The sequence below is a fragment of the Herbidospora cretacea genome, from assembly GCF_001570605.1.
Taxonomy (GTDB): Bacteria; Actinomycetota; Actinomycetes; order Streptosporangiales; family Streptosporangiaceae; genus Herbidospora; species Herbidospora cretacea.
Genome location: NZ_BBXG01000023.1, coordinates 103,694 through 114,512 on the forward strand (window position 1 = coordinate 103,694; position 10,819 = coordinate 114,512).

The following is a 10,819-nucleotide window of genomic DNA, read 5'->3' on the forward strand; positions in this document are numbered from 1 at the left end:
GTTCCCCCATGACCGGACCATTGCTTGAAGTCATCGCGCTCGACGTGCGCGACGCCGTGGCCGCGGAGGAAGGCGGCGCGGATCGCCTGGAGGTCGTGGCCGACATGTCCGCCGGTGGGCTCACCCCACCGGCGGAGACGGTCGCCGCGATCGCCGAGAAGTGCACGTTGCCGCAGATGGTGATGGTCCGGCTCGACGCCGGTTACACCGCGGACGACGAGGAACTGGCCCGGCTGCGCGCCCAGGTGCGCGAGATGGCCGAGGCCGGGGCGGCCGGGTTCGTCTTCGGCTTCCTCACCGGCGAGGGCGCCGTCGACCTGGTGGCCACCGAGGCGCTGATCCACGCGGCCGCGCCGCTGCCCTGGACGTTCCACCGCGCGGTCGACCACGCGGCCGACGTCCAGGCGAGCTGGCGGGCGGTGCGGCTGCTGCCCAACCTGGCCACGATCCTGACCTCGGGGTCGCCGCGCGGGGTGGGCGAGGGCCTGCCGGTGCTGCGCACCCGCGCCGAGGCCGGCGACGCCGCGCTGATCATGGCCGGAGGCGGGCTGTCGTTCGACCACGTGCCGGTGCTGCTCGACTACGGGGTCAAGGCCTTCCACATCGGCAGCGCGGCCCGCGAGTCGTGGCTGTCGGCCGTCGACCCCCGGCGGGTGGCCCGCTGGCGGGCGCTACTCGACGCCTGAGTCGAGGCCCAGCCGCCGCAGGCGGGCGCGGAGCTCGTCGCGCTCGCGGCGCAGGGCGGCGATCTCCAGTTCCAGTTCGATGATCCGGCGGATCGCCGCCAGGGTCATGCCCTCGCCCATCATGACGACGACCTGCCGGATCTGGCCGATGTCGTGGCGGCTGTAGCGGCGCTGGCCGCCGGCCGAGCGCTGGGGCGAGACGACCTGCTGCTGGTCGATGCGGCGCAGGAACGCCTGCTGCACCTCCAGCATCGAGGACACCTGGCCCATGCTGAACATGGGGGCGAACTCGTCGTCCATCGCCGACAGGCCGGCCGGGAAGCCTCCCGCGAACTCCTCGCCCGACGGCACGGTGCCGCTCATCCGCCCCCCTGCTGTCTTCAGTTCCGGATGGCCTTGCTGCCGTCGCCGCTGGTGTGGATGGCGATCTTACGGGGCTTGGCCTTCTCCAGAACCGGGATGCGCACGGCCAGGACGCCGTTGTCGTAGGCGGCCTCGATGGCCTCCGCGTCGAGGTGCTCGGAGAGGTAGACCCGCCGGGTGAAGGTGCCCATCACGCGCTCCCGCACGAACGCGCGCTCACCTTCGCCGAACTCCTCCGCGCGGCTGGCCGAGACGGTCAGCACTCCCCGGTCGACGGTGACCTCGACCGAGCCCGGGTCGATGCCGGGAAGGTCGAAGCGCAGGACGACGTCGTCGGCGCGGCGGATGCCGTCCATCGGCATGATCGCGGTCGGGTCGTCCTTCGTGAACTGCCGGGTCAGCTGAGTGAACTGCCGCTCGAACTCCTGCACGAACGGGTCGATCGACGTCAGCAACATCGTGCATCACCTCCGAAGATCCGGGAGCCGGTGCGGCGCCCGTCAACCTGTCTCCTGTCGAAGAGATAACCTGCAACTCAATTTATAGGTTTCCTGCGGACGGGTTGTCAACTCCCAGCGCGAAATCCGCTCGGCGCAGCGCGGCGACCAGCGTCTTCACCGTGGCGGGCTCGTCGAGGACGCCCCCCTCCTGGCGCTTCGCCCGCCAGGCGTCGACCCGGGCCCGGTATTGGGCGTAGGTCGCCAGATGGAAGGCGTAGACGACGGCGTAGCGGCTGACCAGGTGGGAGGGGTGCATGTCCCAGCCCTGGTAGAAGCCGTGGGCCAGCGAGTGGCGGACCGTCTCGGCGTGCCGCCGCCACAGGGCCACCACGTCTTCCTTGGACGCCGAGGCGGGCGCGGCGGCCAGCGACCCGTCGGAGAGCTCGATCCCCTCCGGGAGCAGCACCGTCTGCATGACGTGGCGGGCGTGGTCGCAGGCCGGGTGGTCGAGGCGCTGCTCGTGGGGCGGCAGGCCGCAGGCGGCGGTGTAGTCGAAGACGCCGAAGTGGGCCGCTTTCAGCCGTCCGCGCAGGCCCGCCACCAGGTCGGGGGAGCGCTGGAGGAACAGCACGGTCTGCGGCGCCTCGACCTGCATCTCGAAGCTCAGCGGCGGCAGGCCCAGGTCGCGCTCCAGCTCGGCCAGCGAGCGGGCGAACATCCCGAGGTAGGACTCCATCAAGACCTTCGGAAAGGTGATCACGAAGCCCTCGGGGAGGCCGCCCCTGCGCTCGATGATTGTCGAGAGGAAGCCGTGCAGGGTCCGGAGCGACCGGGCGGGGTCGCCGTCGGCGAACGACTTGACCCGCAGGCCCCAGCGGCGGGGCAGCGCCGGCATGGCCGCGACCGCCTCGGCCGCCCTCACCATGTCGGCGTCCTCGTCGGCGCCCGTGTAGCCGTCTTCGAAGTCGACCCGCAGATCCTGGACGGGCTCACGGGCCAGCGTCCCGGCCACCCGGTCGTAGACGTCGCCGCCGAAGAGCTCGGCGAACTCCTCCCTGGTGACCAGGTCGAGCAGCCCGGCCGCCTCGGCGCCCCAGTCGGCGACCGTGGTGGAGGTCAGAAGATTGGCCGGGACATAGACGGTGTGGATCGGCTGCCAGGCGATCTCCCGCGCCGGGAAACGGGCCTGCTGGATCCGGTGGACGCTCTCGAAACCCGCGACGTTGATCTCCACGAACCGACCCTAACCCCGGCCGATCGCCTCCAGCATGGCCGCCCGGCCCACCAGCTTGACCCGCTCGCCCCGGTCGAGGGTGCGGGCCAGTTTCTCCTCGGCCTGCTCGATCGCCAGCCAGTCGGGATAGGTCACCGGCCGCACGCCCCGCTCCAGCAGCAGGTCGTCGAGGCGCCTGCCCTTCGGCGACCCGGTCACGGTCGCCAGGAGCGTGCGGACGGTCTCGGCCGCGTCGGACTTGTTGGTGCCGATCACCCCGGTCGGGCCGCGCTTCAGCCACCCGGCCACGAACTCGCGGTCGCGGACCTTCCCGGCCACGTTGGGCACGGTCATGGTCTCCTCGGAGAACGGCACGCCGGGCAGGGCCACGCTCTGGTAGCCGACCGAGCGGAGCACCATGTCGGCCGGGATCGTCTCGAACTCGCCCGTCCCCACGACGCGCCCGCCGTCGAGGCGGGTGCGCTCCAGACGCACACCCTCGACGTGGGAGACCCCCATGATCTCCACGGGACGCAGCCAGAAGCGGACCTCCAGCCGGCGCGGCCGGTTCTCCGGCGCCCGCGCCGACCACGACTGGAGCACGTCGAGGTTGCCCCTGGTCTGCCGGGTCAGCTCGGTCAGGTCTTCGCAGGCCACCTCGTGCGGGAAGGTCAGGATGTCCGCGTTGAGCAGGTCGCCGAGCTCGCGCAGCTCCTTGAGGGTGAACTTGGCGTGCTGGGCGCCCCGGCGGCCGACCATGTGGACCCGCTTGACCTTCGAGGCGGCCAGCGTGGTCAGCACGTCGTGGGGCACGTCGGTCGAGCGCAGCTCGTCGGCGGTCTTGGCCAGGATCCGGACCACGTCGACCGCGACGTTGCCGACCCCGATCACCACGACGTCCTCGGCGTCGAGGGTGAACGCGGGGGCGTCGGGATGGCCGCAGTACCAGTTCACGAAGTCGGTGGCCGCCACGCTCCCGGGAAGATCCTCACCCGGCACGCCCAGCTTCCGGTCGACCATCGCGCCGGTGCAGTAGACCACCGCGTCGTAGCAGGTCAGCAGGTCGTCGGCGGAGAAGTCGAGACCGAGCTCGACCCCGCCGAGGAACCGCACCCCCGGTGCCTCCAGGACCCGGCGCAGGTAGGAGGCGATCGACTTGATCGAGGTGTGGTCGGGCGCGACCCCGTAGCGGACCAGGCCGTAGGGCGTGGGCAGGCGCTCCAGGACGTCGACCTCCACGGGACCGGGAGCCTGCTTGGTCAGAGCTTCCGCCGTGTAGATCCCGGCCGGGCCGGAGCCCACCACAGCCACGCGCAACGCCACCACACGCCTCCTCCGGACTCCGTCCGCTCCTTGGATTCTTTACCCATCCGGGGCCCGGTAGCCAGTGCGATATTGGGGGTTGCGCCACATCTGTTCCGCGATCACAGTTGGACCTCGTGGGCGGAGCGGGGAAACGACGACGGCGCACCGGCGAAAATGCGGGTGCTGACCGCACGGGAGATGAAACCCTCCCGGACATGAGATTCCACCGCGACGAGATCGGCGCCCGGCGCTACGAGGCCTTCGGCCGCGTGATGGCGGCCTTCGCGACCGAGCCCGAGATGATGGAGACCTGCCGCGACCTGGGCTGGTGGCCCGGGACCGACGGCTGGGAGATCGAGTGGCGCGAGGGCCCCTACGCCACCGAGGTCGCCGACCTGCTCATCGAGCGGGTCCGCGAGCCAGGCTTCCCCGGCCCGCTGGTCGGCCCGCTGGCCCCCGTCACCCCCCTCTGCGCCCGTCTCGACGTGATGGGCGTCAGCTTCGACCTGCGGGCCATCGACCCGCTCGGGCTGGAGCGCATGCGGACCCGGCCGGGGGTGTGGCGCCTGTCGGAGGCGCTCGACCCGGCACGCCGCGCGGGGTCGCGCCAGCCGTGGGAGGAACTCCTGGGCGGGTGATCATCTTTGTCCGCTTATAGACTGAAAGTGCTGTAGGCGGACATCGCTCGGGGGAATCGATGGTCTGGGCTTTCAGTAGTCGCAAGCACAGCCCGCTAGGACCGGAACAGGAGTTCATCGCACTCGACCGGCGCGACCGGCGCAGCCAGTGGTATCTGCTGGTGGCGCTGATCGGCGGCCTCGTGGTGGGCTTCGTGGGCGCGGGCCTGTCGAGCAGCGCGCCCTTCTGGCTCATGGCCGTCTACGATCCCTACCTGATCATGGTGCTGGCCGTGATCGTCGGTGCCGGCGCGGCCGGATTCGGCTGGTCGCTGCTGAACAGCTCCATGGCCGCGTTCGGAGCCCTGGTCGGCCAGATCACCGCCGACTCGGCGATCCACCACGAGGTTCCCCTGGGCGGGCTCGGCTCCGCGCCCGGCGGCCTGGTCGTGGGCCTGGCCGTCATCGCCCTGCTCGGCCCGCTGGGCTACGGCGCGACGCGGTGCGACCGCCTCGGCGGGGTCTGCTACGGCCTCACCGCGGGCGTGCTGCTCTCGATGACCGCCGAGGAACTGATGGCCATGACGGAGGAGTGGCCCTACGCGCTCAGCGCCTCGGCGCTGCTGTGGGCGGGGTTCCTGCTGCTGTTCCGCCGCCGCATCGGCGACCGGATCTTCGGCGCCGTGGTCGGACTCGCCTACAGCGTCGGGTACGGGTTGGTGCTGCAGGCTCTGTAATTCTCGGTAGCCTTTGACGACTACACCAGCCCAACCAAGGAGTGGCCGTGCTTCTGCGGATGTCGACCCTGTTCCTGCGCACCCTGCGTGAGGATCCGGCGGACGCCGAAGTCCCGAGCCACAAGCTCCTGGTCAGAGCCGGTTACGTCCGCCGCGTCGCGCCCGGCATCTACTCCTGGCTGCCCCTGGGCAAGATCGTCCTGGAGAACGTCGCCAAGGTCGTCCGCGAGGAGATGAACGCCATGGGCGGCCAGGAGGTGCTCTTCCCCGCCCTGCTGCCCCGCGACTTCTACGAGGCCACCGGCCGCTGGACCGAATACGGCGACACGCTGTTCCGGCTGAAGGACCGCAAGGGCAACGACTACCTCCTCGGGCCCACCCACGAGGAGATGTTCACCGACATGGTGAAGGGCGAATACTCCTCCTACAAGGACTATCCGGTCACGCTCTACCAGATCCAGACCAAATACCGCGACGAGGCCCGTCCCCGCGCCGGCATCCTGCGCGGCCGCGAGTTCGTGATGAAGGACTCCTACTCCTTCGACCTCGACGACGAGGGCCTCAAGCGCAGCTACGAGAACCACCGCGCCGCCTACATCCGCATCTTCGAGCGGCTCGGCATCGACGTGAAGATCTGCTTCGCCACCTCCGGCGCCATGGGCGGCTCGGCCTCCGAGGAGTTCCTCGCCCCCGCCCCCACCGGCGAGGACACCTTCGTCGCCTGCCGCACCTGCGGCTACGCCGCCAACGCCGAGGCCGTGACGACCCCGGCCCCCGCCGCGTTCACCGGCGAGCGCGAGGCACTCAAGGTCCTCGACACCCCCGACACCCCCACGATCGACACGCTCGTCTCCTACATGAACGAGCACCACGGCCTCGACATCACCGCCGCCGACACCCTCAAGAACGTGGTCGTCAAGGTCGTCACGCCCGGCGCGAAGGAGGCCGAGACCCTGGTCATCGGCGTGCCCGGCGACCGCGAGGTCGACTTCAAGCGCCTGGAGGCCGCGCTGGCCCCCGGGGAGCCGGCCATCTTCGAGGCGGGCGACTTCGCCCGGCACCCCGGCCTCGTCCGCGGCTACATCGGCCCGCAGGTCCTCAAGGAGCTCGGCATCCGCTACCTCGTCGACCCCCGCGTCGTCGACGGCAGCGAGTGGGTCACCGGCGCCAACGAGCCCGGCAGGCACGCCGCCCACGTCGTCGCGGGCCGCGACTTCGTCGCCGACGGCACGATCGAGGCCGCCGAGATCCGGGCCGGCGACTCCTGCCCGGTCTGCGGCAGCGACCTGTCGATCGACCGCGGCATCGAGATCGGCCACATCTTCCAGCTCGGCCGCAAATACGCCGACGCCGCCGGCCTCGACGCCCTCGGCCCCGACGGCAAGCCGATCCGGATCACCATGGGCTCCTACGGCGTAGGGGTCTCCCGTGCCGTGGCCGTCATGGCCGAGCAGCGCCACGACGCCCTGGGCCTGGCCTGGCCCCGCGAGGTGGCCCCCGCCGACGTGCACATCGTCGGCACCGGCAAGGAGAACCAGATCGAGATCGCCACCCAGATCGCCGAGGAACTGGAGGCCAAGGGCCTGCGCGTCCTCCTCGACGACCGCGCCCAGGTCTCCCCGGGCGTCAAGTTCAAGGACAGCGAACTCCTCGGCCTCCCCACCGTCCTGATCATCGGCCGCGGCCTGGCCAACGGCGTCGTAGAACTCCGCGACCGAGCATCGGGCGACCGCGCCGAGATCCCCCTGTCCGAAGCGGTGGAGAAGGTTTTGGAGGCCTGCGCCTGAGCGGTTCAGAGGGCCAGACACGCCAGTCGTTGAGGTGACCAGGTGACGGCGTGGCCGCGTCCGCGCCTGGACTGAGGAGCGCAGGAGAGCGAAGCGAACCGGAGCGACGAGGGAAGGCGCGGACTGAAGGCGGCCACGCCCGCCGCGCCGGAGGCGCGGCAGTTAGACACAGAGGGGCGGTTCGTCACCACGGGGGGAGTGTGACGAACCGCCCGCTCCAGCCCCCTCCCGCGAGAGGAGGGGGAGCTATCCGCCCTAGCGGCGCTTCAGTGAGCGACGCCAGGAGAAGCCACCTGGCAAATCGACGCTGACCTGCTTTCCACCGTCGGCGCGCTTGGTGTACCGCACGCCGCCCTTGCCGACGCTGTGGCCGACTCCACCGCGCGAGAAGTTGATCCGGAACGGACCGATCTTGATCGTTTTACGGAAGCCCCAACTCATGACGATCTGAACTACCCGAAAAATCGGGAATAAACGGGAGTCGTCAGCCTCGCGAGGTCGTCAGGACGGCGGAGGTTCAGCTGTCCGCCGGGGCCGGAAGCACCGACGGCGCCGACGATGACGAGAGCTCCGGCGGGACGGGCTCCCCGGACGCGGGAGGCGCAGCCGGGGGCACGGAGGCCGCCGGGCTGGCAGGCGTCTTCACCTGGCCGGGCAGGCCGGGGAAGGCGACGATCTCGGGCTGCCAGCCGAAGCCGCGTACCGCGCACTCCTGGGTCGCCAGCACGGCCAGCCGCCGCAGCCCCGGGTCGGTGTCGGCGCTGAGCTCCACGTAGGCCGCGCAGACCCGCTCCTCGATGTAGGCGGCCAGCCGGGCCGCTTGGGCGGCCGTGTTCACGGCGAAGGGAAGCTGGTAGCTGCCCGGCTCGGCCGGGGTCTCGCCCCGGCGGCGCATCAGCGCGCGGAGCTGGTCGCGGCGCGCCCGGTGGGCGTCGAACCCCGTCGTCGCCCGGACCCGCAGGGCGCCGCTGGTCTTGGCCCCGATGACGCCGTAGGCGTAGACGGCGGCGTGCTCGGCGGCCAGCGCCTTCGCCAGCGCGGTCACTTGAACCGTCCGAGAGCCTGGGCGTGGACGGCCTCGCAGGCCCCGATGCTCGCGACGAGCTGGGCCACGACGGGCACGGCGGCGAGCGCCTGGCCGGGCCGGGACGCCGCGGCGGCCCGCTCGGCCTCCTTGAGCGCTTCCACGGTCACCTCCGGATCGACCACGGGGGTCGGGGTCGCGGCGGGGGAGCCGGGCTTGGGAAGGTGGCGGCGCAGCGCCGCCAGATGGGCCAGGTGGCGCTGCTGGAACGGCTGCAGCGCGGGCGCCAGCTTCGCGTCGGACAGCGCGGCCTGCTGGTAGAGCGTGACGAGCTTCTCCTTGCCGGCGATGAGCCCGGCGAGCAGCACCGCCTGCGGATCGGGGGAGGGCGAAGGAGGCGGCGACGCGGACTCCTGGCCCTTCGCGCATCCCGCCAGCACCAGACCGGCCCCGGCACCCAGCAGGGCACGCCGGGACATGTTCAGACCGGACTCTCCCACAGGCACCCGCCCATGGTAGAGCGCTCCAGACCTCACCAGGCCACGCCACACGGGCGGCCCGTGCTCAGAGCGCCGCACGAAGCGGGTCGCGGCGGCACGTCCCGGCCCGGGCCGGGAGCGGGCGGGGCCGGGAGGGCCGTGTCCGCGTTCACGCGGCGCGGCGAGCGGTCCCGGTCTGTCGATAGGCTGTGGGCACGTTGGGCGAGGTACGCCCCCGATGGCCATTGGTAAGGAGGTCACCATGGGCGAATCCGCCCGACGCGACCGCCTCGTGGCGCTGCTCGCCCCGGTCGTCGAGGCCGAAGGCCTCGATCTCGAAGACGTGACGGTCACCCCCGCCGGCAAACGCCGGCTGGTGCGCGTGGTCGTCGACCGTGACGGCGGCATCAGCCTCGACGACGTCTCAGAAGTCAGCCGATCGGTCTCCGAGAGGCTCGACACCAGCGACGCGCTCGGCAACAGCCCTTACGTGCTGGAGGTCACCTCCCCGGGTGTCGACCGCCCGCTGACCGAGCCGCGCCACTGGCGCCGCGCGCGAGGCAGGCTGGTGAAGGCGGCGCTGACCGACGGCACCGAGGTCGAGGGCCGGATCACCGAGGCCGACGACGAAGGTGTGCAGATCGAGACCGCCGGCCGTTTCGCGTACGCGGATCTGGCAAAGGGCAAGGTCCAGGTGGAGTTCCGCCATCTGGACGACGAGGACGAAGATGAAGATGACATCGCAGACGGCGATGAGGGCTGAGGGGAAGCCTTGTGGACATTGACATGAGCGTCCTGCGCAGCCTCGAACGGGAGAAGGACATCTCGTTCGACCTGGTCGTGAAGGCCATCGAAGACGCGCTGCTGATCGCCTACTTCCGCACGGAGGGGGCGGCCCAGAAGGCCCGCGCCGAGCTCGACCGGGTCTCGGGCCACGTCTCGATCCTGGCCGCCGAGATCGGCGACGACGGCGAGGTGCTCCGGGAGTACGACGACACCCCGGGCAACTTCAGCCGCATCGCCGCGACCACCGCCAAGCAGGTCATCCTGCAGCAGCTGCGCGACGCCGAGGACGAGATCAACTTCGGCGAGTTCGCGAGCCGCGAGGGCGAGCTGGTGGCGGGCGTCATCCAGCAGGGCAAGGATCCGCGCGTCGTGCTGGTCGACCTCGGCAAGATCGAGGCCATCCTGCCGCACAACGAGCAGGTCCCCGGGGAGGACTACGTCCACGGGGAGCGCATCCGCTGCTACGTGGTCCAGGTCAAGAAGGGCAACAAGGGCCCTTCGGTGACGCTGAGCCGCACCCACCCGAACCTGGTGAAGAAGCTGTTCGCGCTGGAGGTCCCGGAGATCGCCGACGGGACGGTCGAGATCGCCGCCATCGCCCGCGAGGCCGGCCACCGCACCAAGATCGCGGTCCGCTCCCGCAAGCCCGGCGTCAACGCCAAGGGCGCCTGCATCGGCCCCATGGGCTCCCGGGTGCGCAACGTGATGACCGAGCTCCACGGCGAGAAGATCGACATCATCGACTGGTCCGAGGAACCGGCCGACTTCGTCGGGAATGCGCTGTCGCCCGCACGGGTTTCCCGTGTCGAGGTGGTCGACGCCGACGGCCGGGTCGCCCGGGTGACGGTCCCCGACTACCAGCTGTCACTGGCGATCGGCAAAGAGGGACAGAACGCCCGGCTGGCCGCACGGCTGACCGGGTGGCGCATCGACATCAAGCCGGATACTCATGAGGCACCGGCCGATCCCGCTGATGCGTCGGCAAGGTAAGCTGGAATATGGTGGCCAGGCCGCCCCGCTGAGAACGTGCGTGGGCTGCCGGGTTCGCACGGCCAAGTCCGAGCTACTCCGACTGGTGGTGGCCGGGGATGTGATCATCCCTGACCTGCAGAAACGGCTTCCGGGACGCGGTGCTTCCCTGCACCCCTCCCTGCCCTGCCTGCAGCTCGCAGATCGTCGCCGGGCGTTCACCCGCGCTTTCCGCGCGGAGGGAACGCTCGATCAGACGCGCTTGCGGGCCTACCTGGAGGACTTGACGACGGAAGGCGACGGGTGAATGGTTACCAACTGTTTTGTAAGAAGCCGAGTTGATGGGCGGAGTCAGATTGCTATGAGCGCCTGATGAGCACGCGGCAATGAGTACGTCCAGGTAGCGACGGTCC

The 10,819-nt window shown here is 70.7% G+C and carries 14 protein-coding genes; 7 read left to right on the forward strand and 7 right to left on the reverse strand.

The features are described from left to right. The first annotated feature begins 8 nt into the window (after positions 1-8). Complete coding sequence (locus AW270_RS32520; RefSeq protein WP_061299960.1) at positions 9-686, forward strand: copper homeostasis protein CutC; 678 nt, start codon at positions 9-11, stop codon at positions 684-686. Here AW270_RS32520 and AW270_RS32525 read toward each other — a convergent pair. From AW270_RS32525 to AW270_RS32540, 4 genes are all read right to left on the reverse strand, one after another. Beyond that, on the reverse strand, positions 672-1,049 hold the full coding sequence (locus AW270_RS32525) for a MerR family transcriptional regulator (protein WP_245674972.1): 378 nt from the start codon (positions 1,047-1,049) through the stop codon (positions 672-674). The two genes, AW270_RS32520 and AW270_RS32525, sit on opposite strands and share 15 nt — an antisense overlap. Positions 1,050-1,066: 17 nt before the next feature. Beyond that, on the reverse strand, positions 1,067-1,507 hold the full coding sequence (locus tag AW270_RS32530; RefSeq protein WP_061299961.1) for an Hsp20/alpha crystallin family protein: 441 nt from the start codon (positions 1,505-1,507) through the stop codon (positions 1,067-1,069). An 82-nt stretch (positions 1,508-1,589) separates the two neighbouring features. Next, positions 1,590-2,723: a DUF6986 family protein gene (locus tag AW270_RS32535; protein WP_061299962.1), complete on the reverse strand. Its 1,134-nt coding sequence runs from the start codon at positions 2,721-2,723 to the stop codon at positions 1,590-1,592. Positions 2,724-2,732: 9 nt separating this feature from the next. Further along, the gene (locus tag AW270_RS32540; RefSeq protein WP_082802010.1) at positions 2,733-4,025 is read right to left on the reverse strand and encodes an FAD-dependent oxidoreductase; all 1,293 of its coding nucleotides are present in this window, start codon (positions 4,023-4,025) and stop codon (positions 2,733-2,735) included. 197 nt (positions 4,026-4,222) lie between these two features. Here AW270_RS32540 and AW270_RS32545 point away from each other — a divergent pair, with 197 nt between their 5' ends. From AW270_RS32545 to AW270_RS32555, 3 genes are read left to right on the forward strand one after another with little or no spacing between them, the layout of a single operon-like run. Next, positions 4,223-4,645, forward strand: coding sequence for a hypothetical protein (locus AW270_RS32545; RefSeq protein ID WP_245674973.1), 423 nt, complete (start codon positions 4,223-4,225; stop codon positions 4,643-4,645). A gap of 59 nt (positions 4,646-4,704) precedes the next feature. Continuing rightward, positions 4,705-5,361, forward strand: coding sequence for a hypothetical protein (locus tag AW270_RS32550; RefSeq protein ID WP_061299963.1), 657 nt, complete (start codon positions 4,705-4,707; stop codon positions 5,359-5,361). A gap of 47 nt (positions 5,362-5,408) precedes the next feature. After that, entirely contained in the window at positions 5,409-7,148 is a 1,740-nt protein-coding gene (locus AW270_RS32555; RefSeq protein ID WP_174549908.1) for a proline--tRNA ligase, read from the forward strand. A gap of 255 nt (positions 7,149-7,403) precedes the next feature. Here AW270_RS32555 and AW270_RS38150 read toward each other — a convergent pair whose 3' ends face one another. The 3 genes from AW270_RS38150 to AW270_RS41580 form a co-directional block, all read right to left on the reverse strand. Then, positions 7,404-7,589 carry a DUF4236 domain-containing protein gene (locus AW270_RS38150; RefSeq protein WP_082802000.1) on the reverse strand — a complete coding sequence of 62 codons (186 nt, stop codon included), beginning with the start codon at positions 7,587-7,589 and terminating at the stop codon, positions 7,404-7,406. Positions 7,590-7,665: 76 nt separating this feature from the next. Beyond that, on the reverse strand, positions 7,666-8,193 hold the full coding sequence (locus tag AW270_RS41575; protein ID WP_063819418.1) for a ferritin-like domain-containing protein: 528 nt from the start codon (positions 8,191-8,193) through the stop codon (positions 7,666-7,668). Beyond that, a complete protein-coding gene (locus AW270_RS41580) occupies positions 8,190-8,651 on the reverse strand; it encodes a hypothetical protein (RefSeq protein WP_061299964.1) in 462 nt (153 codons plus the stop codon). The genes AW270_RS41575 and AW270_RS41580 overlap by 4 nt, the downstream gene beginning before the upstream one ends. A 262-nt stretch (positions 8,652-8,913) precedes the next feature. Between AW270_RS41580 and rimP the strand changes: the two genes are divergently transcribed. The 3 genes from rimP to AW270_RS32580 are packed head-to-tail and all read left to right on the forward strand — an operon-like array spanning position 8,914 to position 10,713. After that, positions 8,914-9,414 (forward strand): ribosome maturation factor RimP, encoded by a 501-nt coding sequence (gene rimP / locus AW270_RS32570; protein WP_061299965.1) that lies wholly within the window; start codon positions 8,914-8,916, stop codon positions 9,412-9,414. 23 nt (positions 9,415-9,437) lie between these two features. Continuing rightward, complete coding sequence (nusA, locus tag AW270_RS32575) at positions 9,438-10,427, forward strand: transcription termination factor NusA (protein ID WP_218009399.1); 990 nt, start codon at positions 9,438-9,440, stop codon at positions 10,425-10,427. Further along, entirely contained in the window at positions 10,411-10,713 is a 303-nt protein-coding gene (locus AW270_RS32580; RefSeq protein WP_082802002.1) for a YlxR family protein, read from the forward strand. Before nusA ends, AW270_RS32580 begins: the two co-directional genes overlap by 17 nt. The last annotated feature ends 106 nt before the right edge of the window (positions 10,714-10,819 follow it).

What these genes read in the sequence shown, in the direction of transcription:
- AW270_RS32520 (WP_061299960.1), top strand. Translation starts at nt 9, where the DNA reads ATGACCGGACCATTGCTTGAAGTCATCGCGCTCGACGTGCGCGACGCC.
- AW270_RS32525 (WP_245674972.1), bottom strand. Translation starts at nt 1,049, where the DNA reads ATGAGCGGCACCGTGCCGTCGGGCGAGGAGTTCGCGGGAGGCTTCCCG.
- AW270_RS32530 (WP_061299961.1), bottom strand. Translation starts at nt 1,507, where the DNA reads ATGTTGCTGACGTCGATCGACCCGTTCGTGCAGGAGTTCGAGCGGCAG.
- AW270_RS32545 (WP_245674973.1), top strand. Translation starts at nt 4,223, where the DNA reads ATGAGATTCCACCGCGACGAGATCGGCGCCCGGCGCTACGAGGCCTTC.
- AW270_RS32550 (WP_061299963.1), top strand. Translation starts at nt 4,705, where the DNA reads ATGGTCTGGGCTTTCAGTAGTCGCAAGCACAGCCCGCTAGGACCGGAA.
- AW270_RS38150 (WP_082802000.1), bottom strand. Translation starts at nt 7,589, where the DNA reads ATGAGTTGGGGCTTCCGTAAAACGATCAAGATCGGTCCGTTCCGGATC.
- AW270_RS41580 (WP_061299964.1), bottom strand. Translation starts at nt 8,651, where the DNA reads ATGTCCCGGCGTGCCCTGCTGGGTGCCGGGGCCGGTCTGGTGCTGGCG.
- rimP (WP_061299965.1), top strand. Translation starts at nt 8,914, where the DNA reads ATGGGCGAATCCGCCCGACGCGACCGCCTCGTGGCGCTGCTCGCCCCG.
- nusA (WP_218009399.1), top strand. Translation starts at nt 9,438, where the DNA reads ATGAGCGTCCTGCGCAGCCTCGAACGGGAGAAGGACATCTCGTTCGAC.
- AW270_RS32580 (WP_082802002.1), top strand. Translation starts at nt 10,411, where the DNA reads ATGCGTCGGCAAGGTAAGCTGGAATATGGTGGCCAGGCCGCCCCGCTG.